Here is a 25,949-nt window from a genome sequence, read left to right on the forward strand (position 1 = left end):
CCGCAAAAGCAATCCAAATCCAGCCTGTACCGGGCATGACCGATGCCGTGAGCGGAGATTGACGGGAAAAGCGGGATATGAGAAAGATCACCCTATGCTTTTCGCAGTAGTGATTTTCCTTTCCCTGGTGGTGCTTGGCGTCATTGCAGCGCTGCGCTTCACCAAGGGCGTCATTCCGCTGCGTACCTATGAATCCCGAGAACTGCCGGGATTTCCCGGTCCCGCGGGACTGATCCGCCGTTTGGACGGCGCCGAAAAACGCCGGAGGAAACTGGCGGAAGCCCGCACACCCGGCGTGGATGAAAACGGTCTGATCAGCCTGCCCCCCGCCTGGGAGGGCAAGGTGACCGCGGGCCGGATGGCCTGTGTAGCCCACACCTGGGCTCTAAGCCGCCTGGTCAAGGAAAACGCGGAAGCGGCAAAAGCCCGCAAAACGGCAATCGCACGCGCCACGATGATTCCCTTTTTCACCGGCCTGGTCCTGCTGGGCATGATAGCGGCAGGCCTGCTGAAATTCCAGATTGCCCTGGCCATAGGCCTGGCGTGCTGGGCTTTCTTCACCTTTTCCGCCATTCCCACCCAGTTCCGTGAATGGAAAGCTGCGGAAATAGCCAAATCCGGGCTCAAGGAAGCCGGACTCTGGCCCCAGCTCCCTTCGGACGCCATGGCCATTGAACAGTGCCTGAAGGCGCTCACCTGGTGCCATGTGGCCGGGTTCCGGCGCATCCTGCCCAGGTAGGCGGCAGGGGGCGGCGTTATTCTGCATTTTACCGGATAATCCGGCTTTTGGGAGAAAAAAATCTTGAATCGGCAGGGCGTGTAACCCACTCTTTCACCGTCGTTAAATTTCACTTTTCCTCCCTATTTCCGCATGAATGAATCCGCCAACCCCATCGTTAAATATTTTTCCGAGTTCAAGATACTAAAAACCGTTTCCAAAGATTTCTGGCTCACGAACGTCGTCCAGTTTTTTGACGGCATGGCCTATTTCTCCATGATCACGGTGTTCGTCCTTTACTTGACGGATTATTGCAGCTTCAACGATGCGGATGCGGCCCTGTGGGTGGGACTGTACACCCTGTTCATTTCCGCATTCGTGTTTGCAGTGGGTTCCATCTGTGACATCATCGGCATCCGGCGCGCCTACCTGATCGGCTTCATCATCCTCATCACCGGACGCCTCATCATGGGGCTGGGCCCGGATATCTGCCCCACGGTGGAGAGCGGACGCCTGGCCGTCATGACGGGCATCCTGATCATGTCGTTCGGCACGGCGTTCATGTCTCCCGTCATTCAGACTTCCATCCGGCGCTTTTCCCCGCTGAATGCGCGTTCCACGGGGTTCAATATCTATTATCTGCTGATGAACATTTCCGCCGTCGTCGCGAATGTCTTCCTGATCGAATTTTTCCGGAAACACTTCGGGGCCGTGGACAGCGGCTTCTGGATCATTAACTTCGGCACGCTGATGGTGCTGCTGGGCTGCATCACCACCCGTTTCATTGATGAAAACAATTTCGCGGAGCCAAGCGAAAAGGAGGCAAACCTCAACGCCCCGCAGCGCCGCCCCCTTCAGCTTTTCAGGGAGGTCTGGAAGGAATCCGCCTTCCGCAAGCTGATCCTGTTCCTCGTCCTCACCATGGGCGTGCGCATCGTCTTCACGCTGCAATTCCTGGTCATGCCCAAGTATTATGTGCGCACGCTTTACGATGATTTCGCCATCGGCACTATCAATGCCATCAACCCGGCCATCATCGTTTCAGGCCTCATTCTTCTCATTCCCCTGCTGGGACGCTTCTCCACCGTCAGCCTGATGATCGTGGGCATGTCCATCTCCGCGTTTTCCCTTGTTTTCATGGCTATTCCCATTGAATGGTACTATGTGGTTCCCGGAATTGAAACACGCTCCCAGGCGTATCTGGTGGCCATCGTGGCCCAGATCCTGGTCTTTGCATTCGGCGAATTGCTGTTCTCCCCCCGTTTTTCCGAATATGTGGCACGCGTAGCTCCCAAGGACAAGGTAGCCTCCTATATGTCCCTGGCCGCCCTGCCCATGTTCATCGCCAAGCCCATCAACGGGATCATCGGCGGCCTGCTCGTAGCCTACCTCTGCTATGACGGCATCTGCGCCAAGATGGACACCGGGCACATCGGCTTCTGGTCCTCCCCCGAATTCATGTGGACCATTTACCTCGCCCTGGCCGTCATTAGTCCCATTGCCATCATTATGACCCGCAAGACCATCACTTCCGACCACCCGGAAGAAGACGCGGACTCTCCACCCATTGAAGCCATTACGGCAGAAACGGACCCGGCCGTGACAGCGGAAGAACTTACGGAAGCCAACTCCTGACAGAACGAGACGATGACCCAACACACGCGCAACATCATTTTGGACACCCTCGTCCTGGTGGCCTTCAGTTCCGTCCTCGGCGGCCTCAGCCTGCTGATTTCCAAATCCTTTTCAGGGGAAGACAATCCGGCCCTGGACCTCATCACCGTCATGAAAAAGGCAGAGGCCAAGGAAGTGAATGCCTCCACGGAAAAGGAGGAGCGGGAAGCCCGGGAAAAGGGCATGCAGGAATTTGAACAGAATCTGGAAAAAGGGGAAAAGCTGGCTGAAAAACAGGGGAAAGCCTTTGTCAACATGACGGACCCGCATGGCAGAACACCCGTCATGTGGGTGTGCTACGCCAATTACAATAATATTGAAACAACGCTCAAGCTGGAAGCCAAGCGGGCCCCTTATCTGGGAAGGCTTTTGCAGGATCCCCGCCTGAAGATCGACCAGAAGGACAAGGATGGATGGACCGCACTGCACTGGGCCTCCTGGAGCGGGCTGGACCGACTGTCCGAAATGCTGATTGAGAAAAAGGCGGACATCAACAACAAGGAGGACAACGGCTTCACGCCCCTGATGCTGGCGGCCATGCGGGGCAATATCCAGGTAGCGGCCCTTCTGCTGGAAAAAGGAGCGGACATGAACGCCGTCAACAAATTCGGAAAAACCGCTCTTCAACTTGCAGAAGAAGGGGCAGCAGCCTACCAGGGCAGCTTTAAACTGACCAAAACGAAAGTTTCCAAAGCTCCACTTGATACTTTTACGGAAGCCTATGAAAAGGTGGTCTCCACCACCTCCCCCGAACACGCTTCCGAATTCATGGAGGCCATGAAAACCGCAGTCGGCCGTCAGGCTTTTGTGGAAACAGACTATGTCCTCCAAGTCATTACGCGCAACCTGATTTCCAAAGAATTGCTCACGGAGAAGAGCGCCGGAAAGTTCAAGGAAGAAATTATGGGAGCCGTAGCGAAGCATTCTCAGATCATCGACGTCCGCGGCATGGCTTTTGAGCGCACCGTGGACCTGCTCCGCAAGGCGGCGGTGAAATAACCAGTGTAGAAAGGAATTTCCTACCCGCACACCCGGCCGGCGGCAGCCATGCCTTCCCGACTGTACGGTTTCTACGCCATTTCAGGCTCAGGCAATAAATCCAAGACTGGACAGGATGTGTGAAAATGGGGCGGATTGGGAAAGAAAACTGTTCCCAGAGCTTGTTTTAATGACAAAACTCACTTCCTGCTCCCCCCTAAAAAGATGGCATAACTACGATCAACAGGACGGGGAAAAATAAAAAGATCACTGCTGAGAATTCCGGCCAAATGATAGCCCCTTCTTAAAACAGATATTCATGGCTCTTTTGAATGCTCCATGAGGGATTCAATCATCGCATATACTTTTTCTGCCTGCGGAATGTTTAGCAATCCGTTCATTTTCCCCGTTTCATCCGTCTCATAGGCATTGACCTTTCCTTTGCCAAACAATTTATCCAGACAGGCATTAATACGGGTTCTGCGTGAAATATAGACGCTTCCCAGCAATTCATGGTGCATCTGCAAGGAAACATACGGTTCATCTTTCCAGAAAAACTGGCGTAAATCATTTCCCTCCGCCAGAAAAACACGTCTGGAAGTGATAAAATAATCAGTCCGGGAAAGCCTCTTTTTCCACCGGGCCGGAGAAAAGACCAACAAACACCCTACCGAGAAAAAGACAAGAAGCATCACGAAGAGCGCCCAGAAAATGAGCGAGACACCAGACTGGGAAACGACCTTGAAAAGCATGGATGCCACCCATGCAGATGCAAAAATAAACGGCACGCCTATTATGAATTCCATACGGGTCTGCCTGTTAAAAGCGTAGGGAACAGGTGCGGCCATGGCCAGAAGTTCCTCACCGGCCTCCATCTCCTTCATTATCTTTCCGTAATGGACGTCAAAGAGGATGGAACGACCTCCGTGTTCTTCAGCCCGTACATTCAGCGGCACAGTGTACGAAGAAGTTCTTGAATCATCCTTTTCCTCAGCCACTTTCTCCTTACCCAGATTCGGTTCAAACCATTCCATCATGAAATGGCTGATGGAATACGGCTGAATGGGAAAGATAAAAACCAGAATGAAAAAGACAATGCATGAGAGGTAGGACGGAAGGAAAAGAGACGCATCCAGGTTCACCCCTCCCCATCGTTGCAAGGCATGCTGCGACAGGAGATTGACCAGCCACAACGTGCCATAAATAACATGCGGCACCAAGAGAATAATGATGCTTGTCATTCTGACGAGCCTGTTCAACCCTCTCACATATTTTTCCCGGTTTTGCTCCGGAACCCTTTTATTTTTTATCTGCTGAAAAAGGGACAGAAAGATGCCCGGCCACGTGCACAGCCAATACCAAACTTCATTAATAATGAAAAATACAAGAAGCTGAAAAAACAGAACCGCTCTCCAGTTTTCCAAAAGGGTGTTGGCTTGCCCAAACGCACAGGCAAACACAGCTAAAGACACGATATAAATAATGGCTGTACGAACCACTTTTTTAATCATAAATGATCTGCATTAAAATAGCTGAGGAATATTTCATTAAGCAACGGAGTCTCTCCCGTTTATTCATTGCATTTCTTCATAATCAGTTAAATTTTTTATCCATTCCAGAAAATCATCCATCCCATCCGAAAGCACCTTCAGCGCCACCACTTCCTTTGGTCCCGTATATGAATTATTGCGTCCTGTAAACGGAATGGAATCTCCCTGGTCTTCACTGAGAAATATTTCTGTCAGATCATTCAACCTGATTCTCATATCCGCACAAAAACCTACCTTTTTAAAAAATATAAGATTTATATCAAAAATAACGGATAGCTCCTCTCGAGACAATTTGTGGTAATAAAGACAGAAACTCTTCACCCGTTTTTCATAGAAATTCCTGAGCTGCTCCAACGATATTTTCTTTTCTTCGTAAGCGGAAACGAATCTTTTGAGCTCCTGCTGAAGTTGCGAAACCTCACTCCTTAATCTTACAGCCTTTTTAAAAGGTCCTTCCTGCATGCTCCTTATTTCAGGCTGTTTTCCCATATCTTCTACCTCAGCCGCTGCGCAAATGCTCCATGCCAGCAAAGGACACAGGCTGATGATGATTACTTTTGTTTTCATACCGTTTATTTTCTCAAGAGGCAGGCCCAAGCCCGAAGACCTTATCCATAAATCCGAAGATCTTGCAACTTTCATTTAATCCAAGAGGTAAGTGGAACTGTCCCAATTATGCGCCATCCATGCTGTCTTTGAATATTTCCATCCATTCCAGGAAATTATCCATCCCGTCGGAAAACACTTTTAACGCCACCACCTCTTTCGGCCCCGTGTAGGATTTATTGCCCCAAACATATCCGTCGCCCTGGTCTTCATCTATGAATATTTGTGTCAAATCATTCAACCCGACTCTCATATCCCATAAGAAACCTGTATTCATAGAAAATCTAGAAGGTATATCGAGAAGAACGGCCAGTTCCTCCCTGGATAACTTATGGTAATAAAGACAGAAACTCTTCACCCGTTTTTCATAGAAATTCCTGAGCTGCTCCAACGATATTTTCTTTTCTTCGTAAGCGGAAACGAATCTTTTGAGCTCCTGCTGCAGTTGCGAAACCTCATTCCTTACTTTTACAGCCTTTTTAACAGGTCCTTCCTGCATGCTCCTTCTTTCAGGCTGTTTACTTATATCTTTTACATCCTCCGCCGCGCAAATGCTCCATGCCAGAAGAGAACACAGGCTGATGATGATTACTTTTGTTTTCATATCATTTATTTTCTTAATTGGTAAACTTTCTGAATTTTCATATACTTTTCCTGTTCCCGCTTTTTCTTTTTTACGGTCTCAGACAATTCCTTATTGATTGCACTCTTACCATTTTCAAATGTATTAAATGCACAGATGTTTGATCATCAATATATTTATATGAGCAAAATCAATTCAGAAAGGAATTCAGATTATTCCATAGAAGAGAATCCGGCCAAGGATAACGGATACTTGGCCTTTGTGGCCTCTCCATACAGAAAATCAACATTCCTTTTTACTGTTATTTTAATACAATGTATAATTTTTCATTACAAGTTCAATCAGAGAACGATTGCTCTTTTTCTACAGAATCACTGCTATCTCTTGCCGCCCGTGATTCCGCCATCCGTCACTTTGCTCTTGACGCTTCCACGGCACCTTTCTACGATTCGCCACGTACAATGGTTAGAGCATTGCGCAACGGCATCATGCTGATTTCCCTTCTGCTGGTTATTATCGGCGGAGCGGGCATCGTTTCCGTGTGCTCGTGCCATGCGGAGATTTTCCTGTTCTCCTGTTCCTGCCATGAAAAGGCAGTTGATTGCGGCTGTGGCCGCCATGATTCCAGCTCCACGGATTCCATTCCCGCGGCAGACCATCGGTGCGAACACGGTCAACTGGAGATTGACGATCCAGTCGTTCCGGCCGTTTCTTCCCCGGTTTCCCTTCCCTGCATCGTCTGGCAAGTATTGCCGGATTTCCATCAGCTGGCCCACGTTCTTCTTTTGACAAGTCAGACGGCAAAGCCCCCTGCGCCAGTCCCTCCCGACCCGCTGGCGGACGACGGTATGGGACATGCGGGTTTTCAACGCCCCCTTCTGATTTAGAGAGGATTTTTTCCAGGAACACCTTTTTTGACGGTGTTTCCGTTTTGCGTCTGTTTTTTGAATCCGGACGTTCCCTTTTTTCCGCGGAATCGTCTCCCGCATTGTCCAACTCAAATTGGACTCCCTTGTTTACCCATCTCTTTCACAACATGAAATCCATACCATTTTATTCCGGGCTGGGCCTGCTGGCTCTCCTGGCCTCATGCAGCGTCTATAAGAACGCCCCCATTGACCTGAACGCGGAGGAAGCCGCGTGGAGGCAGGAGTCCGGGGCCATTGACCGCAATACTACCGTCACCCAGATCCAGGCGCGCCAGATAGGCCTAGTCCTGAATCCGGACCTGAACAAGGCCCGCCTGAAGCTTGCTTCCAGCAAGGAAGCAGCCAGGCAATCGGGCTGGTGGAATGATCCATCCTTTTCCTGGGACATTGAACAAGTCCTGCAGGAGAATACGCTCAACATGTCAGGCAGTCTGGGTTTCACGATTCCGGTCACCGGCCTTCCCGCCCTGGAGAAGAAGGTGGCGGAACAGTACAAGGAAGCGGATTTCTGGCTGCTGCGCCAGGCGGAACTGGATTTCCTCAGTTCCCTGGACCAGGCATGGAACAGGCTGGCTGTTACGCAACGCCGCAAGTCCGTGATTCAGGACCGCCTGGCCGTGCTGAAAAAGGAGAACGGCATGATCGAAAAGCTGATTGGGGCGGGAGAAGTTGAGTTTTCTTCACGCCAGGTGGCCTCCCAGCGCATGAACGACGCCATCCGGGAATTCCAGAATGTCACGGAGACGGAACTGGAGCAGCAGATGGAGCTGGTCAAATTGATGGGCATGCACCCTTCCAGCGTTCCAAGGCTCCGTTTCCTCACCGGACAAGGGTTCAGCCTCCCCGCCGCCGTAACCGCGCCGTCTCCCGCCGCGCTGATGGAGTCCCCCAAGATAAAAGCTCAAATGGCTACTTATGCCACCACGGAAACCCTGCTCAAGACGGAAATCCGCAGGCAGTATCCGGAACTGGAACTGGGGCCCTCCTTCACTCGCGACGACGGGGAGAAGGAAGTAGGGGGGGAAATAGGGTTCAACATTCCTCTGTGGAACCGCAACCGCAAGGCCATTGCGGAGGCGCACGGCGCACGGAATACGGCCCGGATGGAAACCGTCCAGCTTTGGAAGACGGAGTTGTTTAATACCCGCCAGCTTGAGGCTTCCCAGCAGATGATGATCCGCCACTGCCGGACGGAGCTTCAGCGCATGGAGTCCTTTTCCTCCTCCGTTCAGACCATGGAGAAATTGCACGACATCGGTGAAGCCTCCCTGCTGGAACTGGCGGAAAACCGCCACCAGCTGTACGAAAGCCGCCTGGCATTTCTGGATAATCTGGACAAGCTGCTGGGCATTCAGGCACAGCTGCGCTACCTCACCCACGCCAATCTCCAATCAAAATAATTCATTCACTTCCATCAACCATTTTCACAAATATGAAACGTCTCTATTTTTCCATCATTCTGGGAATTGCCCCCGTCTTCGGACTCAGCCCCGTTCTCGGCGCCCAGGAGACTTCCGCGGAACACAACCACGCCGACGGCACTCCCTGCACGGCAGACCACGGCCATGACGAACACCAGCACAAGGAGGGGGAAACCTGCACGGAAGGGCACGACCACAAGGAGCATACTCATCCGGACGGCACGGTCTGCACCGGCGACCACGACCATGAAGGCCACCAGCATGCGGAAGGGAAGGCCTGCACGGACGACCATGACCACGACAAGCCCTCAGCAGGAGGGGCCGGCGCCCTGGAGGACATGATTCCCCTGCACGTGGATGAAAAAGCCCGCCATTCTCTGGACATGCGCTTCGAGAAGGTGACCGCCGTGCCCCACGGGGCGGAAAGGACCCTGCACGGCCAGATGGTCATTCCCCCGCACGCCGTGAATACGTATGCTCTTCCCGCAGCGGGCCGGGTCACATTCCATGTAAAATCCGCCCAGCAGGTGCGCAAAGGCCAGCTCCTGTACACGCTGGCCTCTCCGGACATTGTGGAGATGGAGGGAGCAGCCGCCCAGGCCAAAGCGGAACTGAACCGCTGCATCGCAGACCTAGCCGCCCTCAAGGAACGGCGGCAGACGCTGGAAAAGATAGGAACCAAGAACAGCGAGCTGAATACCACCATTCGGTTCAAGGAGACGGAGGAAGAGAGCCTGAAAGCCGCCCTGAACGCCAGTGAAAATAAATTGAAACTGGCAACCGCCTCCGGAGAGCTGAAAGACAACCTGCTTTACGTGTACGCCGCCGCGGACGGCTCCGTGCAGTCCGTGGATATGACCCAGGGGGCCTGGGGGGAACAGGGCGCACCCGCGCTCGTGATGACCAACAAGGGGGATCTGGAATTTGCCACCACCATTTACGGGACGGACCCCGTCCATTACGCCAAGGCCCAGCTTGCGCTGACCCGGGGCAAGAATACGGAGCTGCTGGACGGCTCTCTGAGAGTGGCGGACCAGGTGGACCCAGCTACACAGTCACGCGCCCTGTATTTTACGCCGGACCGCCTGCCGGAAGGCACGCATGCCGGACAACTTGCACGGCTGGACCTGTATTCCCGCGATTCCGCTACGGATGGCTTCATTCCCGTACCTAACAGTGCCGTAGTGAAAGTGGGCGTGAATGACGTGGTGTTTATCAAGACGGGAGAGGACGCGTTTGTCATGAAAAAGGTGCAGACGCTGCCCGCACGCCAGGGAAAGACGCCCGTGAAGGGCCTGATTCCCGGCCAGACCATCGTTACGAAGGGAGGATATGAGCTAAAGTATATCCTGCCCGCAGAAGGTTCAGGCAGCAAGAAAGCAGCCGGGCATTTCCATGCGGACGGACAGTTCCACGAAGGAGAGCACTAATCCGCAATGACCAAAAGCAAAAGATTAAGAAGAGAATGAATCAGTGCACGGTTTCTGAAATATTCCCACCGATCTTTAATTATCAGCATTCAATAACTAAAAGTTTATGAATTTTCTCATTTCATTCTGCCTGAATAACAGAATCACCGTGATTCTGCTGACGCTCGCCCTGGCGGTGATCAGCATTTTCGTGGTGAAGAATATTCCGGTGGACGTGTTCCCGGAGTTGAAGGTGCCGCGCGTCACCATCCAGACGGAAGCCCCCGGCCTGACGGCGGAGGAAGTGGAGCAGTACATCACCATTCCCATTGAGTCTGCCATGAACGGCACGGCCGGGGTGAAGGGGGTGCGCTCTTCATCCGGCAGCGGCCTTTCCTTCGTGTGGGTGGATTTCGACTGGGACAAGGATATTTACCAGGCGCGCCAGATCGTGGCGGAACGTCTGGCTGCCGTCCGGGATACCCTGCCGGAGAATACATCCCCGGAACTGGCCCCCATCGTTTCCGTGACGGGGGAGATTATGCTGATTGCCCTGACGGGGGACAAGGATACTTCCACGCTGGATATGCGGCAGCTTGCGGAATACAAGTTGCGCACGCGCCTGCTGGCCATTCCCGGTGTGGGCCAGGTGACGGTGCTGGGCGGCCGCCTGCCGGAATACCAGGTGGTTTACGACCCCAACAGGCTGAAGCTGGCCGGGGTTGATCTTTCCAGCCTGAAAACGGCCATTGAAGAGTCCCAGTCTTCCGTGCCCGCCGGGTATCTGGAAGACGTGGCCGGGCAGGAGCTTCCCATTCAGCAGGATACCCGCACAGCCAATATCGAACAGCTTAACCGCGCCCTGGTTCCTGGGCATCCTTCCGGCATTCTGCGACTTCAGGACGTGGCAGAGGTCAAGATCGACGGAGCTCCGCGACGCGGCGACGCCGGATTCATGGGAGAGGACGCCGTTGTGCTTTCCGTACAGAAGGTTCCCGGAGCCAATACACTGGCGCTGACGCAAGCCGTGGATGCGGCCATGAAGGAGTTCAGCCAGAGCCAGCTTCCTAAGGGAATGAAGCTGCACACCAGCGCGTACCGCCAGGCGGATTTCATTGAGATGTCCCTGAAGAATGGCACGGAGACCCTGCTGATTGCGGGAGCGGTGGTCATGATCGTGATTTTCCTTACCCTGCTGAACCTGCGGACAGCTATTATTACGCTGATTTCCATGCCCCTGTCCGTCCTGTTCGGGATGATGATGTTTCCGGTCTTCGGCCTGGCGATCAATATCATGACGCTGGGCGGCCTGGCCGTGGCCGTGGGGGATGTGGTGGACAACGCCATCATTTTCGTGGAGATAGCTTGGCGGCATTTAAACCGGAATGCCGCCCTGCCGGAAGAGCAGCGAAAGAGCAAGTATGAAGTGCTGATGGAGGCCAAGGGAGAGATCGTAGGGTCCATTTCCTTCTCCTCCGTAATCATCCTGCTGGTGTTTACCCCTGTTCTTTTCCTGTCCGGGCTGGAAGGCCAGTTTTTCCGTCCGCTGGGTATTTCCTACATGCTGGCATTGCTCTCCTCCCTTATCGTAGCCGTTACCATCACGCCGGTGCTGTGCTATATGTGGTTCAAGAAGAGCAAGAACGCCGCCACGCTGGAGAGCGGGGATTCCTTCAGCTCCCGCCTCATCAAGCGCATTTACGCGCCCGTACTGGAATTCTGCCTGCGTTTTTCCAAGACGGTCTGCGCCATCATGGCGGCTGTCACCCTGCTGGCCCTGTGGCTGGGCTCCACTTTCGGCACCAGCTTCCTGCCTCCGTTCAATGAAGATTGCTACACGGTGTTCGTCAGCACGGTACCGGGAACGTCCCTGGACGAAACGGAGCGCATTTCCCGCAAGGTGATGAAAGATATAGAGCACATCCCCGGCGTGCTCAGCGTTACCCAGCGCACGGGGCGGGCGGAGAACGACGAGCACGCGGAGCCCGTCAGCGCTTCCGAATTGCTCGTCCGGGTGGACTTGAACAAGGACCAGAAGGAACTGCGCGCCGCCATCAAGGAGTGCATCGACGACATTCCCGGTACCAGTTCCATGATCGGCTACCCGCTGGCCCACCGCATCAGTTCCGCCTTGTCCGGTTCCAATTCGGAAATTGCGATTAACATTTACGGAACAGAGCTGCCCCAGCTCCGGCTGGCAGCACAGAAGGCCAAGGAGATTCTGGCCTCCCTGCCGGAAGTGGCCGACGCACGCGCCAACCGGGAGATTATGGTGGATACCATTCGCGTACAGTACAACCAGGAGGCCCTGGCCTCCTACGGCCTGACCATGGCCAATGCCGCTGAACAGGTTTCCACGGCCATGAACGGCCAGAAGCTGGGAGAGGTGATCAAGAACCAGGACCACTGGAATATCGTGCTCCGCATCGACCCCAAGCTGAAGACGTCCATTGAAGACGTCAAGAGTCTGGAGCTTATTTCCCCGGACAGGAAGACCGTGCGCCTGGACGACGTGGCCCAGGTGTACCGTGAGGAGGTTTCCAACCTGATCCTGAGAGACAATACCATGCGGAAAGCCATGATTTCCTGCAATCCCTCCCCCAATTCCAACCTGGGGGACCTGGCGAAGGCCTGCCGGGAGAAGCTGGACCCCGTCATGAATGCCATGGGCTGTACTGTTGATTATGACGGCACCATCAAGGCGAGAGAGTCAGCCTCCGAACGGCTTTACGTGCTGGGAGCCATCGTGATGGTGTTGATCGTGCTGCTCCTGTCCTCCGCCCTGGGAAGCGTGCGCCGCGCCATGCTGACGCTGGTGAATATTCCGCTGTGCCTGGTGGGCGGCATTGTGGCCGTTTTCCTGGCGTCTCCGGGCACCCTGTCCTCCCTGTTCGGCGCCACGTACATTCCGCCTATTCTCTCCGTAGCTTCCATCGTCGGGTTTGTAACCGTCATCGGCTTTGCCATCCGCAGCGGCCTGATCCTGCTCAACAGGTACCGGGCCCTGGAACACAGGGGAATGACCCCTGTGAAAGCTATCCGGGAAGGTTCACGTGAGCGCGTGGTTCCCATTATCATGACGTCCCTGACCACGGTTCTGGGACTGCTGCCGCTGATCTGGGCCATTGACAAGCCCGGCGGCGAACTGCTTGGCCCCCTGGCCATCGTTCAGTTCGGCGGACTGGTTTCAGCAACGATCCTGAACCTGCTCATTATTCCGGCTACGGCCAAATTGTTCTCCCGCTGGATTTCGGCCCGAAGGAAAGAGCTGGAATCCAAGTCCTGACCAGACGGGATTCTAGCCGGCGGAACCGGGGAATAGACGAGGCCCCGGTTCCGCCTTTTACAATAACAGACGTAACAAGTCCTTGCCTTTCCAAATCATAAGGGGCACACATGGTTTTATCATTCCCTCCATATGACCAAACGGAGATCCACCAGAGAGCATTTGCTCAATACGGGAGCCATGATCGCCAGCGAATCCGGACTCCGCGGTCTTACCGTACGCGGCCTGTCCCTGCGCGCAGGAACCAATCCGGGGAGTTTCGTCTATCACTTTGGAAACCGCGACGCCTTTTTGAATGAATTGCTGGAACGCTGGTACGAACCCCTGTTTACCGGCGTCAGGACGCATGCCAATATTCATTTGCCCTCTTTAAAGAAGCTGGAGATTATTCTGGAGGACATTATGGATTTCCTCCTCCTTCACGGAGAGTTTATCGCCCAGCTGGTGCTGGATGCCCTGGCAGGGGAAAAGGAGGCGATCCGCTTTATTTCCGGGCTGCATACACGGCATCCTTTCGTGCTGCTGGAGACCATTCAGGCGGCCCAGGAGGAAGGCTCCATCGTGAGCGGGAATCCCATGAACATTCTTATTTATCTGGTTTGCTGCGGCGGCGCTCCTTTTATTCTTTCCGGCCAGCTCCAGGTACACGATCCCCAGGCGGCACGTCCCGTTCTGGAGTTACTGGGGTCCATTCTCAGTGACCCGGCCAGCGCCAAGCAACGCATGCACTGGGCTTTGAACGGCATCCGCCAGGGAGAATGCACTTGAGCATCCGCGTCAAGACCGTTCCTTTACACCCATAAGGCGGCATCAAAGGGAAGGCCGCCTCCCGGAATTCCGCAATGATGGGATGTTCTGCTTTCCGGTTTTCATTTTTTCAATTCCCCTCAAAAATAATGCAGCCCGTAAACAAGTCCGTTTACGGGCTGCTTTCAATCATTCCGCAAAAAAGAGAGTTACCTCGGCCGGTGAGGTCGGTGGTAGGGACGAGGAGGAGGGGGCGGCGGGTTATGATGGTTCCAGTCATTACGGTGCCTGTCCTTATCACGGTCATGCTGGACGGCCGCCCCAATGGCAGCTCCGGCAGCCAGAGCGCCCACGCCAATGGCGGCAGCGCCCCCGGGCGTCACTGCCGTGTTTCCATAGCTGTCCGTCGTGCATGACGGCAGCAGGGAAAGGGACAGTCCAGACAGCGGGAGAAGCCAGAAAGATTTCATGTACTTGTTCATGGTTCGGAAAATGGTTTGATGGATCATGGACCATCAGGTCCACATCCGTAAAGCGCGAACAAAGTTCCCTTTTTGTCTAAATATGTCACGCACCTGTCAGCAATGGACCGTCAGCCATGCATCCGGACACAAAAAACCGCATGCCCTGCATTACTGCGGCATGCGGTCATAAAACTGTATTCTTAAAAGAGAGGGGTTATTTTTTATCCTCAACGGGCTCAATCCTTACGGGACTCTGGATATCAAAGAGAGCCTTGCGGCGTATATAGCCATTCCGCTGCAAATCAAGAACAAACGCGCTGGAAGGGAATTTTTCCGCCAGTTCACGATAGAAGGTTCCAGTCGCAGCACTGTCCTTTCCGGCCCTGGCGATATCTCCCAGGCACATGGTGGCAAAAGCGGAAAACGTGGGATCACCGGAATCAACCACGGAACGGAACAGGCTTGCCGCCTGGTCCGCCTTGCCGCCGTTCATCAGGCGACAGGCCAGCGTAACGGATGCCTGGGCCTTCCATTCTTCCGTGGGAGCAGAATCAATAAACGCCTTCATTTTGGAGATGCCTTCCTCTTCCTTCCCGGCATTCCACAGGGCTACGGCCTGGAGATAGGAAGCCGTGACGGCGGCACGCGAGTCATCAAAGTCAGACATGACCTGCTGAAGGCCCTGTTCATTCAGGGAAATCTCTCCGGTGGACGGAGATTCAGGCATGGCGGCCACCAGAGCGGCTCCGGCTTTTTTCTCCATGGATTCCTGCATGCCGCTGTAAATGATCCAGCCGGCAGCGCCAAGAATGCACAGCAACACGATCAAGGCAACCTTGCCGTAATGCTCATCCAGAAATTGCTCATGTTTGGCCGGTCCGACGGAAATTTCCGCAAAAGCGCTTCCATCCCCCATGGGCATATTGTCCATGGCCCGCTTAATATCCTTGATATCCATAGTACGTTGAAGAGGGTTCTACAGTGTTGTGCCGTCCAAATCAATCAGCTTTTTACTTATCTTCGCCATGTTCCAGAAGCTGGAGGGAGTCCCTCAGTCCCAAATTCCGGTAAATCTGGCGGGTTGCGCGGCTCTGGTTGAGCGTGTAAAAGTGGATGCCGTCCACTCCGGCGTCCAGCAGTTCCGCACATTGGCTGGAAGCGAACTGGATTCCCACTTCCTGAATGGCATCCGGATTGCCCCCGGTGCGTTTCAGGGCCTTGAGCAGTCGGGCGGGGAAGCAGGTGCCACCAGATAATTCCGCCATGCGGTTCATGCCGGACAGGCTGGTGACGGGCATGATGCCTGCCAGAACAGGTACCTTGATTCCCGCCAGCAGGCAGCGTTCCCGGTAATCCAGGAAACAGTGGTTGTCAAAAAACAGCTGGGTACAGATATAGTCCGCTCCGGCATCCACCTTGGCTTTAAGAAAGTCCATTTCCCGCAGACGGTTGGGAGTGGAGGGATGGCCTTCAGGAAAACCCGCCACGCCAATGGCAAAACCGCCCGGGTCCGGATGGTGACCGGATTCATTGTATTCACGGATGAATGTCACCAGATCCGCCGCATACTTGAAGGCATCCGCCGAACGGTCGTAATGCCCCACGCCGCGGGGAGGATCACCGCGAAGGGCCAATACCGCGCGCACTCCCGCCTGGGCATACCGATCCAGAATGTTCCATATTTCCTCCCGGCTGTGCCCTACGCAGGTGAGGTGGGGTACCGTAGGAATCCGGGATTCATTCTGGATGCGCAAGACGACTTCACGCGTTAGTTCCCTGGTGGAGCCGCCCGCGCCATATGTCACGCTGACAAAGCTGGGCCGGTAGGGTTCCAGTTCACGAATGGTCTGGTACAAGGCGGCTGCCGCCTGTTCGTTTTTGGGCGGAAAGAATTCAAAGGACAGGGTGGGACCGGCGCCCGACTGCAGTCTTTCTTTCAAGTGCACGTCTTTTCTTTTTTGCTTGGATGCATCCGGCAGGCCGGATCAGGGTTCCATGGGAACAACAAAAGGCTCGGGAGCCGAAGAGGCAGGCGCGGCAACGGGAGCGCTGCCGGCGGGGGTCGCGTTGTTTTCGTCCAGTTCAGGCAGGGAGGCATGCCAGCTTGCAGGGGGAATAATTACTTCATCCCCGGGCTTGAGAGGTTCCTTGTCGTTGCTGTCAAAAAGTTTGTTGCGTTTTACATAGGACTGGTACGTCTTGCCGTCCGGATCAACGCCGTCCACAATCAGCGCGGCGAAGATGCCTCCGCGGCGGCGGATGCCCAGTTCCTGGCCGACCGTCAATTCCGGCTTGCCGATCGCCTGGAACAAAACGAGGTTGGCTTCACGGATGTATTCCGTCACCCGGCCCACCTGCTCCGCTTCACTGATGTCGTTGAGCCATTGAAGCTGGGGATCCCCCTTTTCCAAATTCTGCCGTACCAGAAGGGCACGTTCTTCTTCCGCTACGGCCTGGCGGCGGCGCAGTTCTTCATTTTCCTTCTTCGCCCGTTCCAATTCCGCCGTCTTATGGGCCAGTTCCTCAACCATCACGGGGTCCGCCACCACTGCCGGCTGCACTGACGCCGGGGCGGCCTGCGAGGGCATGGGCAGATAAGGAGACGGAGCATTCACAGCAGGAGCCGCAGAAGAGACTGCAAGCTGCTGCTGTTGCTGGAGGACATCCATTCTTCCGGAAAGATTCACGTATATCAGTCCCAGGACAGCCAGGGCCACTACCAGAAGCACCAGAATAACGATACGGAAATTGCTCATAGGTCAGGAGGCAGGAATTAAATTAATAGGAATAGTTAAGATAGAACTGGAATTGGCCGCCGCGGTCAATAGCATTGTTTTTCTGGACCGGAATTGCATAGTCCACGGCCAGCGGACCGATGGGCAGGTTCAGGCGAAGACCGATGCCATAGTCGGAAACGATCTTGGACGTGCCGAAGTCAAAGGCGTCCCCATTTACAAAGCCGATGTCGTAGAAGACGGCGACACGGACTTCTTCAATGACCGGAATGGAGTATTCAAACTGGCAGAAGAAGGAGGAACGGCCGCCCATGGTTTCGTCACCGCTGAAGGCAGGATTGTAAGGAGCCACATCGCGGAAGCGGAAGCCGCGCATGTTGTACGGACCGCCCAGGTAGAGGCGTTCAAAAATGGGTACGTCATGGCCGCTATAGGAGTCCACGGTGGCAACTCCGGCATTGATGCTGAAAATGGTGTCTCCCCGCAGGTTCCAGTAATAAGCGCCATTGATGCCGAAGTTGTAGGTATGTACATCGCCGCCCAGACCGGAATAACCGGCCAGCACCTCAAATTTGCCCCCCTTGCGCGGGAATATCTGGGCGTCGCGGGTGTCAATGGTGTAGGAGAGTTCCACATGGCTGCGCAGGTAGTCCCCGTCCTGGAGCCAGAAGAAGATGGGGGCGTTCCCCTTGGCGTCAATCCGGTACTGTTCCAGGCGGTATTCCAGCTTCACATAGTCCAGCTCGCCGATCGGCTTGCGCAGGGAAACGGCGAATCCGTAGTTTTGCTGGTCGTAGTAGTCGGAGTAGTAGGAGGAGTTGCTGTAGAAGATTTCCGTGCCGAAGGCGAGCTTGCGGTGCAGGAACCAGGGGTCCACCCAGGAAATGCTGGCATCCTGCGTTTCAAAACCGATGCGCGTGTTGATAGCGAAGCGCTGGCCGCCGCCCACGAAGGAGGACCAGTCGTACATGTCGAAGTTGGACTGCGTAATCCCCGCAAACAGGTACACGCTTTCAATGGAGGAGAACGCCACGCCGATGTTCAGGGAACCAGTGCGTTTTTCCGCCACTTCAATATTGACGTCACGGTAGCCGGGGCGGGTGGAACCCACCTGTGCTACGTCCACCAGATCAAAGTAGTTCAAGTTCTGGAGGCGTTTCTGAGCGGTATCCAGGTCCACGGAGTTCATCGGGTCATTGGATTGGAGGGGGAGTTCCTGGCGGATGACGTAGTCCTTCGTACGGTTGTTGCCGACGACACGGATGTTGCCCACGCGGTAAGGGTTGCCTTCCGACACATGGTAAACGATGTTGATCTGCCCGTAGCCGGTCTTGGGATCAATGCCCACTTCCTGAATGTCCGGACGAACCGTGGCATCCGCATAACCGCGGGAACCGTAATAGCGGCGGATCATCGTCACGTCGTCGGCCACTTTCTGGGCGGAATAGGTGTCTCCGTTGTACATGCTCAGGCCAGGCACGAGTTCCTGAGAAGTGAATACTTTGGTGGGTCCGAACGCTACCTGATTGACCTTGTAGCGGCGGCCTTCGGAGATCGTGATCTTCATGGTGAGCTTCTGCTCGTTGCCCTTGCCGGAATCAAAGTATTCCACCTTGTCCAGCTTGACGCGCAGATAGCCCTTGTTGCGGTAATAAGTCACCAATTCCGCCCGGTCGTCCTCCAGCTGTTCGCGGTCAATGCGGCCGGATTTGGTGATCCAGGTCAGCCAGCCCTTTTCCTTGGTCTTCATCACCTGACGCAGGTCCTTGGAGCTGACATGATCGTTGCCCACGAAATCAATGTTGATAATGTTGGCCTTTTTGCCTTCATTGATGTTAAAGACCACATCCACAAAGCCGGGGCGTTCCGTCTTCTGGTAAAAATAGGAGACCTGCACGTCCGGATACCGGGATTCCTGATAATAGGTGCGCAGTTTGGTGATGGCGCTGCTAAGCGCCTTGTCGCTGAGAGCTTCCCCGCCCTTTAATCCGCATTCTTCAGAAAGATCCTGGCTGTCGAAGGCGGTATTGCCCTGAAAGCCGACGCCGCCCAGCAGATTCTGGGCTGCCATTTCAAATACCACGCTGACGCCCTCGCCGGAGGGTTCTACGGCAACCGTCGTATTGCCCCCGACCAGACCGCTTTCCAACAGGCGTTCCAGGTCCTTGTTCACCACGTCCGGGGAATATTTGGTGCCCGGCTGCGTAGCCAGCAGGTTTTTCAGGCGATCTTCCGAGACGGTTTTCCCGCTGCTTCTGTAACGCACGGAAACACTTTTGACGGGCTTGCCTTCATACGCCTGGTCGCCGGGAAGAATACCTGTTTCCGGCCCCAGTTCGCGAGCTACCTGCTCCGGGGTCATCACGGACCCGTAACCGCCCCTGTTGAGAGTGGTTTTGTCCTGGGACAAGGCGGACGAACACGCCAGAAGAAGAGGAGAAACAATCAGGAAAACGGGGCGAATCATGAGAGCGGAACTTAATACTTGGGATATAAAGGACTTTTCCCCGTACATAGTCAAGACGACATTCCGCGTAGAACGCAGTTGCCGCCCATTTTTACTTGTTGCGCGCGCATGCCTCGGAATGGCAATTGTGTCATTCCTGTGCAATAGCTTGCACTTAAGATAGCCTCTCATTACATTTACCGCCGCCCGTGTCCTGACGCCGCCCTTATGCCGGAAGCCGGGATAAACCACTTTCATTCTAACACTGACCGTATTATTTATGGAAATCAACGTTGATATTCAACCGGACTGCACAGCCACGCTGAAAGCTTCCATTCCCGCAGAAACCACGGCCGCGCGCCGCGCCTCCATTGTGGACTCCTACGCCGGCAAGGCCAAGCTGCCCGGCTTCCGCCCAGGCAAGACTCCCAAGTCCATTATTGAAAAGCGCTTCAAGAAGGAGATTGAGGAAGAGTTGCTGGATACCCTCTTTGAAACTGCCTGCTCCACGGCTCTGGAACAGAATCCCAAGCTGAAAGTTCTCAATTTCGGCAAGCCGGAACAGTCCATCGACGAACAGGGCAATTATACTGCCACCAGCACGATGACTGTGGTTCCCGAATTTGAACTGCCGGAGTACAAGGGGATCGAAGTAAAGGTTCCCTCCTCTGAAGTGACGGAAGCGGACATAGAGGAATCCCTCAATTCCCTGGCCGAACAGATTGCGGAATTTGCGCCTGTGGACCGTGCCGCGAAGAAGGATGATGTAGCGATCATTGATTTCAAAACAACGCTGGAAGGCAAGCCCGTAGCGGAAGCCGTCGGCAAGCCGGTGGGCTTTCTGGAGGGCCGCGAAAACCAGTGGATGAAGGTGGAAGACGACCAGTTCCTGCCCGGCTTCGCCTCCGCCCTGGAAGGATTGAAGGCCGGTGACAGCAAGGATATTACCGTAACCATTCCGGATACTTTCCCGATCGCGGAATTGCGCGGCAAGGATCTTGTTTTCCACACCACCGTGAAGGAAGTGCGCGAGAAGGAGCTCCCGGCCATTGACGACGAATTCGCCGCCAAGGTGCTGCCCGGCAAGACTCTGGAGGAACTCAAGGCCGCCGTGAAGGAAAACATCGCCCAGCGCAAGACTCTTCAGATCGACGAAGCCAAGGCCGACCAGATCACGGAAAAGCTGGCCGACATGCTTGATTTCAACCTGCCGGAAGCCGTCGTGGAACGGGAAGTATACGGCATCCTCCAGCAGAAGCTCCAGCAGGCCATGTACAGGGGAAATCCCCCGGCCGATATGGACAAGTTCGTGGAAGACGCCCGTGAGGAAGCCAGAAACGAAGCCCGGCGCAACCTGAAGGTCTTCTTCATGCTTCAGGAAGTGGCACAGGTGGAAAAGATCTCCGTCACGGAAATGGAACTCTACAACGAAGTGGCACGTCAGGCCCGCCAGCAGAAAAAGGCACTCAAGGCTTACATCCGGGAAATCCAGCGTGAAGGCCGCGTACACGGCATTAGAATGAGCCTGCTGACAGCCAAGGTTCTGGACTTCCTGACGAAAGAAGCCAAAGTAAGCGTAGACGAGCAATAACCCTCCTCTGCACAAGAAACTTTACCAGGGGGAGTTGGCGCGAATGCCCGACTCCCCCGTTTTGTATCCGCCAGAAGGGGAACTACATCGAATATAAAACATCGAATCTGTAATAATCATATGTTTCAACCCCACTCTTCCAATCCGGAAACCGTGAAGTCCTATTACGTTCCCATGGTGGTGGAACAGGACGGCCGCGGAGAACGCGCCTTTGACATTTATTCCCGCCTTCTCAAGGACCGTGTCATTTTCATCGGCTCCGCCATCGACGACGACGTGGCAAATTCCGTAATAGCCCAGCTTCTCTTCCTTCAGATGGCCGATCCCAAGAAGGACATCCACGTATATATCAACTCTCCGGGCGGTTCCGTCACCGCGGGCCTGGCCATTTACGATACGATGCAGTTCGTTTCCTGCGACGTGAACACGTACTGCCTGGGCATCGCCGCCTCCATGGGCTCCGTCCTGCTGGCCGCGGGCACGCCCGGCAAGCGGTTCTGCCTGCCGAATTCCCATGTGATGATCCACCAGGTTTCCGGCGGCGCCCAGGGCACCGCCTCCGACGTGGAACGCACCATCGGATTCATGTTCAACCTGAAAAAACGCCTCAACGGCATCTTGGCCAAGCACACCGGCAAGACGGAAAAACAGATTGAAAAAGATGCCGACCGCGACAATTACATGACCGCGGAAGAAGCCGCCGCCTACGGACTGGTGGACAAGGTGCTGACTCATCACGAGGACGGACAGGAAAACAAGAAGAAGGGCAAGGCCTGAATCCTGCCGACCGCCCCTTACTCTCTCAATATCAGATTATGTCCGGTTCCAACCCTAACATTCCAGCCTGTTCCTGCTGCGGCAAGCCGGGGAACAAGGTGGACAAGCTCATTCAAATCGCGGAAGATTTTTACATCTGCAACAATTGCGTTGAAATTTGCGTCAACATGATTGTGAAGGACAACGGCCTTCCGCTCGCCACCCGCTTCATCCGCGGCATCCTGAACATGGAGCCTTCTGCCTATGCCATGTGCCAGGCGGAGGCCCGGAAAGCCGCAGCAACGGAAATGCTGCGGGAGGCAGGAGCCCCGGCGACCTCCTATGAAGGCCCCCTTCCCACTCCGGAAGAAATGTGCGCCACACTCAACCAGTATGTCATCGGCCAGGATCATGCCAAGAAGGTGCTTTCCGTAGCCGTGTACAACCATTACATGCGCCTGCGCCAGAATTCCATAACGCTGGAGGACAAGTCCCTGGACGACGTGGAAATCGAGAAGTCCAACATCCTGCTCGCCGGACCCACCGGTTCAGGCAAGACTCTGCTGGCAAAGACTCTGGCGAAGATGCTGAACGTTCCTTTCTGCATTGTCGACGCCACCACGCTGACGGAAGCCGGCTATGTGGGCGAAGATGTGGAAAATATCATCCTGCGCCTGCTCCAGGCAGCCAATTTTGACGTAGCCAGGGCGGAACAAGGCATCATTTACGTGGACGAAATCGACAAGATCGGCCGCAAGACCCAGAACGTTTCCGTCACGCGGGACGTTTCCGGGGAAGGCGTACAGCAAGCCCTGTTGAAAATCATTGAAGGCACCATTTGCAACGTGCCCCCCACCGGAGGACGCAAGCACCCCCAGCAGGAGTATATCCGCGTCAATACGGAAAAAATCCTCTTCATCGTGGGGGGAGCCTTCGTCGGTCTGGAGGATATCATCCGCAAACGTCTTGGCGCCAGCCAGATGGGATTCGGGGCCATTACAGAACAGCGCGGCAGCAAGGAATACTCGGAAGAGGAGATTCTTGCCCAGGCCATGCCGGAAGACCTTTTTTCCTTCGGCATGATTCCGGAACTGGTAGGCCGTCTCCCCATCTTCTGCCCGCTTTCCAAGCTGGACGAAGCCCAGCTTGTCCGCCTGCTGACGGAACCGAAAAATGCCCTGGTCAAGCAGTATTCCAAGCTGCTCGCCATGTACGGGGCTAAACTGGACGTGCACCCGGACGCCTTGAAAGCCATGGCTGCTGAGGCGATGGAGCGCGGCACCGGAGCACGAGCCCTGCGCGCCATTTTCGAGAACCTTATGCTGGACATCATGTACAAGGTGCCCAGCATGAAAAACACGGATTCCGTAACCATTACCAGGAAAACAGTCACCGACAAGGAACCGGCTCAGATCCGGCAGGCGTCCTGAACCCCGCTTCCCACACCCAGCCATGCCGGATACTTTCACCGTCCTGGGAATAGAATCCTCCTGTGATGAAACGGCGGTTGCCGTACTGCGCTCCTCCGGGGAGAAAGAAGCCCCGGAGATACTCTCATCCGTCATTTCCTCCCAGATCGCTATTCACCGCCAGCATGGCGGAGTGGTTCCGGAACTGGCCTCCCGCAACCATTCCACGGACCTTCCCGGCGTCATCCGCTCTGCGTGCCGGAAAGCCGGCGTCACTCCGGCAGACATTGATGTGTTCGGAGCCACGGCAGGCCCCGGCCTGGTTGCCGCCCTTCTGGTAGGCAACAGTACGGCCAAGGCCCTGGCCCTGGCAACAGGCAAGCCTTTCGTCTCCGTCAATCATTTGGAAGGACATCTTCTCTCCCCCTTTGTCAAGCGTCCGGAAGGCCCCGTACCGCATCTGGGCATGGTCGTTTCCGGCGGCCACACCCTTTTTGTGGACGTCCGGGGCGTGGGGGACTACCGCCTGCTGGGCCGTTCCCTGGACGATGCCGCCGGAGAAGCGTTCGACAAGGTAGGCAAAATGCTCGGACTGCCCTACCCCGGCGGCCCGGAAATAGACCGCATGGCCGCCCGGGGTAATCCGGAGGCATTTTCCTTCCCGCGCGCCCTGATGAAGGGGGCCTCGGCCAATGTTTCCTTTTCCGGCCTGAAAACGGCCGTTCTCTATACCCTGCCCAAGCTGACGGAGAGTGGCAATCCCCACAACCTGGCGGAACAAACCCTCTGCGACCTCTGCGCATCCTTCCAGCGAGCCGTTACGGACGTGCTGATCCGCAAGGCCCTGCATGCCCTGCGCCTTTCGGACCACCACACCCTTTCCGTTTCCGGAGGCGTTTCCTGCAACAGGGAGTTGCGCACGCGCCTGCAGGAAACCTGCGCACGCGAAGGAGTGGAACTTATTCTGCCGGATTTTGATCTGACGACGGACAATGCAGCCATGATTGCCTACGTAGCCTGCCTCAAGGCGCGCCGGGGGCTTTTCCATTCTCTGGAGGAAGATGTTGACCCCAACCTGAAACTGACGGAAGACCTGAACAGGTCCAAGCATTCAACGCACTCCTGATGAGCAGATTGGAAACTCATGCCACATTATTGCGGCATGCAGGCGAAAAAATGTTCACGTTTTCATTGACATCAGGCATTTAAAAGCGTAATCTAGCGTCCGCTTTTCGTCAGGCAACACGGGAGGATGCTATCTATCCGCTAGAACCGCAGGTTTGGGCGGAGTTACAACTCTCTTAGAGCGACGAAAGGCGGAAGAAGTCTATGCTTCTGTAGCTCAGGGGTAGAGCGCATCCTTGGTAAGGATGAGGTCGCGGGTTCAATTCCCGCCAGAAGCTCCATCTTCAAGCTAGACCCATAGCAGCCCAAACCTAAACATATCATTATGGCTAAAGAGCAATTCCAGCGCAACAAGCCCCACGTGAACGTGGGCACCATCGGTCACGTTGACCACGGCAAAACCTCCCTTACCGCCGCCATTACTTCAGTGCTCGCTAAGAAGGGTTTCGCCGAAGCACGCGGCTATGACCAGATCGACGCCGCTCCCGAAGAACGCGAACGCGGCATCACCATCTCCACGGCACACGTTGAATACGAAACGGACAAGCGTCACTACGCTCACGTTGACTGCCCCGGACACGCCGACTATGTGAAGAACATGATCACCGGCGCTGCCCAGATGGACGGTGCCATCCTCGTGGTTGCCGCTTCCGACGGCCCGATGCCGCAGACCCGTGAACACATCCTTCTTGCCCGTCAGGTAGGCGTTCCCGCCATCGTCGTTTACATGAACAAGTGCGACCTGGTGGACGATCCCGAACTGATCGAACTCGTGGAAATGGAAGTCCGCGAACTTCTGAACGAATACGAATTCCCGGGCGACGACACCCCCATCATCAAGGGTTCCGCCGTTAAGGCTCTGGAAGGCGACGCCGCTGCCGAACAGTCCATCATGGACCTCATGGAAGCCGTTGACGCTTACATTCCCCAGCCGGAACGCCCCGTTGACCAGCCCTTCCTGATGCCCGTGGAAGACGTGTTCTCCATCTCCGGCCGCGGTACCGTGGCCACTGGCCGTATCGAACGCGGCATCGTGAAGAAGATGGAAGAAGTGGAAATCATCGGCATCCGCGATACCCAGAAAACCTCCGTTACGGACATCGAAATGTTCCGCAAGCTGCTTGACGAAGGCCAGGCCGGCGACAACGTGGGTCTGCTGCTCCGCGGCGTGAAGAAGGAAGACATCGAACGCGGCCAGGTGATCATCAAGCCCGGCACCGTGAAGCCCCACAAGAACTTCAAGGCTGAAGTTTACGTCCTGACCAAGGAAGAAGGCGGCCGTCACACTCCGTTCTTCAACAACTATCGCCCGCAGTTCTACTTCCGCACGACGGACGTGACCGGTTGCTGCACCCTTCCCGAAGGCGTGGAAATGGTGATGCCTGGTGACAACGTCAACCTGGAAGTTCAGCTCATCACCCCGATCGCCATGGAAAAAGCCATGCGCTTCGCTATCCGCGAAGGCGGCCGCACCGTAGGTGCCGGTCGTATCAGCGAAATCCTTGACTAAGTCCCTTCTGGA

The 25,949-nt window shown here is 55.1% G+C and carries 21 protein-coding genes and 1 tRNA gene; 14 read left to right on the plus strand and 8 right to left on the minus strand.

Annotated elements, in window-relative coordinates; translation table 11 throughout:
- Positions 1-94 precede the first annotated feature (94 nt).
- The 3 genes from V3C20_RS03675 (at position 95) to V3C20_RS03685 (ending at position 3,391) form a co-directional block, all read left to right on the plus strand.
- Positions 95-739 carry a hypothetical protein gene (locus V3C20_RS03675; protein WP_130083653.1) on the plus strand — a complete coding sequence of 215 codons (645 nt, stop codon included), beginning with the start codon at positions 95-97 and terminating at the stop codon, positions 737-739.
- 132 nt (positions 740-871) lie between these two features.
- Complete coding sequence (locus V3C20_RS03680) at positions 872-2,353, plus strand: MFS transporter (protein WP_130083654.1); 1,482 nt, start codon at positions 872-874, stop codon at positions 2,351-2,353.
- Between the two features lie 12 nt (positions 2,354-2,365).
- Complete coding sequence (locus tag V3C20_RS03685; RefSeq protein ID WP_130083655.1) at positions 2,366-3,391, plus strand: ankyrin repeat domain-containing protein; 1,026 nt, start codon at positions 2,366-2,368, stop codon at positions 3,389-3,391.
- A gap of 296 nt (positions 3,392-3,687) precedes the next feature.
- Here the strand turns inward: V3C20_RS03685 and V3C20_RS03690 are convergent, their stop codons facing one another.
- The 3 genes from V3C20_RS03690 to V3C20_RS03700 all read right to left on the minus strand — a co-directional run bounded on the left by V3C20_RS03690 (position 3,688) and on the right by V3C20_RS03700 (position 6,130).
- The gene (locus V3C20_RS03690; protein WP_130083656.1) at positions 3,688-4,881 is read right to left on the minus strand and encodes a hypothetical protein; all 1,194 of its coding nucleotides are present in this window, start codon (positions 4,879-4,881) and stop codon (positions 3,688-3,690) included.
- Positions 4,882-4,944: 63 nt separating this feature from the next.
- Positions 4,945-5,562: a hypothetical protein gene (locus V3C20_RS03695; RefSeq protein ID WP_149873345.1), complete on the minus strand. Its 618-nt coding sequence runs from the start codon at positions 5,560-5,562 to the stop codon at positions 4,945-4,947.
- A gap of 31 nt (positions 5,563-5,593) precedes the next feature.
- Complete coding sequence (locus V3C20_RS03700) at positions 5,594-6,130, minus strand: hypothetical protein (RefSeq protein ID WP_149873346.1); 537 nt, start codon at positions 6,128-6,130, stop codon at positions 5,594-5,596.
- Positions 6,131-6,570: 440 nt separating this feature from the next.
- Here V3C20_RS03700 and V3C20_RS03705 point away from each other — a divergent pair, with 440 nt between their 5' ends.
- The 5 genes from V3C20_RS03705 to V3C20_RS03725 all read left to right on the plus strand — a co-directional run bounded on the left by V3C20_RS03705 (position 6,571) and on the right by V3C20_RS03725 (position 13,922).
- A complete protein-coding gene (locus V3C20_RS03705) occupies positions 6,571-6,996 on the plus strand; it encodes a hypothetical protein (RefSeq protein ID WP_130083658.1) in 426 nt (141 codons plus the stop codon).
- Between the two features lie 149 nt (positions 6,997-7,145).
- On the plus strand, positions 7,146-8,438 hold the full coding sequence (locus tag V3C20_RS03710) for a TolC family protein (RefSeq protein ID WP_130083659.1): 1,293 nt from the start codon (positions 7,146-7,148) through the stop codon (positions 8,436-8,438).
- 32 nt (positions 8,439-8,470) lie between these two features.
- Complete coding sequence (locus V3C20_RS03715; protein WP_130083660.1) at positions 8,471-9,889, plus strand: hypothetical protein; 1,419 nt, start codon at positions 8,471-8,473, stop codon at positions 9,887-9,889.
- A 106-nt stretch (positions 9,890-9,995) separates the two neighbouring features.
- Complete coding sequence (locus V3C20_RS03720) at positions 9,996-13,154, plus strand: efflux RND transporter permease subunit (protein ID WP_130083661.1); 3,159 nt, start codon at positions 9,996-9,998, stop codon at positions 13,152-13,154.
- Positions 13,155-13,286: 132 nt separating this feature from the next.
- Positions 13,287-13,922 carry a TetR/AcrR family transcriptional regulator gene (locus V3C20_RS03725; protein ID WP_130083662.1) on the plus strand — a complete coding sequence of 212 codons (636 nt, stop codon included), beginning with the start codon at positions 13,287-13,289 and terminating at the stop codon, positions 13,920-13,922.
- Between the two features lie 188 nt (positions 13,923-14,110).
- On the opposite strand, the gene V3C20_RS03730 is transcribed toward V3C20_RS03725, so the two are convergent.
- From V3C20_RS03730 to bamA, 5 genes are all read right to left on the minus strand, one after another.
- On the minus strand, positions 14,111-14,383 hold the full coding sequence (locus tag V3C20_RS03730; RefSeq protein ID WP_149873347.1) for a hypothetical protein: 273 nt from the start codon (positions 14,381-14,383) through the stop codon (positions 14,111-14,113).
- Positions 14,384-14,579: 196 nt separating this feature from the next.
- Complete coding sequence (locus V3C20_RS03735; RefSeq protein ID WP_130083664.1) at positions 14,580-15,323, minus strand: tetratricopeptide repeat protein; 744 nt, start codon at positions 15,321-15,323, stop codon at positions 14,580-14,582.
- Between the two features lie 52 nt (positions 15,324-15,375).
- Positions 15,376-16,311: a methylenetetrahydrofolate reductase [NAD(P)H] gene (gene metF, locus V3C20_RS03740; protein WP_130083665.1), complete on the minus strand. Its 936-nt coding sequence runs from the start codon at positions 16,309-16,311 to the stop codon at positions 15,376-15,378.
- A 39-nt stretch (positions 16,312-16,350) separates the two neighbouring features.
- Positions 16,351-17,121 (minus strand): hypothetical protein, encoded by a 771-nt coding sequence (locus tag V3C20_RS03745; protein ID WP_130083666.1) that lies wholly within the window; start codon positions 17,119-17,121, stop codon positions 16,351-16,353.
- A gap of 22 nt (positions 17,122-17,143) precedes the next feature.
- Positions 17,144-19,567 carry an outer membrane protein assembly factor BamA gene (gene bamA, locus V3C20_RS03750; RefSeq protein WP_161981421.1) on the minus strand — a complete coding sequence of 808 codons (2,424 nt, stop codon included), beginning with the start codon at positions 19,565-19,567 and terminating at the stop codon, positions 17,144-17,146.
- Between the two features lie 259 nt (positions 19,568-19,826).
- Between bamA and tig the strand changes: the two genes are divergently transcribed.
- The 6 genes from tig (at position 19,827) to tuf (ending at position 25,937) form a co-directional block, all read left to right on the plus strand.
- A complete protein-coding gene (tig, locus tag V3C20_RS03755; protein ID WP_130083668.1) occupies positions 19,827-21,137 on the plus strand; it encodes a trigger factor in 1,311 nt (436 codons plus the stop codon).
- Positions 21,138-21,257: 120 nt separating this feature from the next.
- Entirely contained in the window at positions 21,258-21,914 is a 657-nt protein-coding gene (locus tag V3C20_RS03760) for an ATP-dependent Clp protease proteolytic subunit (protein WP_067570709.1), read from the plus strand.
- A 38-nt stretch (positions 21,915-21,952) separates the two neighbouring features.
- On the plus strand, positions 21,953-23,323 hold the full coding sequence (gene clpX, locus V3C20_RS03765; protein WP_130083669.1) for an ATP-dependent Clp protease ATP-binding subunit ClpX: 1,371 nt from the start codon (positions 21,953-21,955) through the stop codon (positions 23,321-23,323).
- A 22-nt stretch (positions 23,324-23,345) separates the two neighbouring features.
- Positions 23,346-24,428, plus strand: a complete 1,083-nt coding sequence (gene tsaD / locus V3C20_RS03770) for a tRNA (adenosine(37)-N6)-threonylcarbamoyltransferase complex transferase subunit TsaD (protein WP_130083670.1) — start codon at positions 23,346-23,348, stop codon at positions 24,426-24,428.
- 205 nt (positions 24,429-24,633) lie between these two features.
- Positions 24,634-24,708: transfer RNA gene (locus V3C20_RS03775), tRNA-Thr, on the plus strand.
- 44 nt (positions 24,709-24,752) lie between these two features.
- Entirely contained in the window at positions 24,753-25,937 is a 1,185-nt protein-coding gene (gene tuf / locus V3C20_RS03780) for an elongation factor Tu (protein ID WP_067570716.1), read from the plus strand.
- The last annotated feature ends 12 nt before the right edge of the window (positions 25,938-25,949 follow it).

This window comes from Akkermansia sp. RCC_12PD (genome assembly GCF_036417355.1).
Classification (GTDB): Bacteria; Verrucomicrobiota; Verrucomicrobiia; order Verrucomicrobiales; family Akkermansiaceae; genus Akkermansia.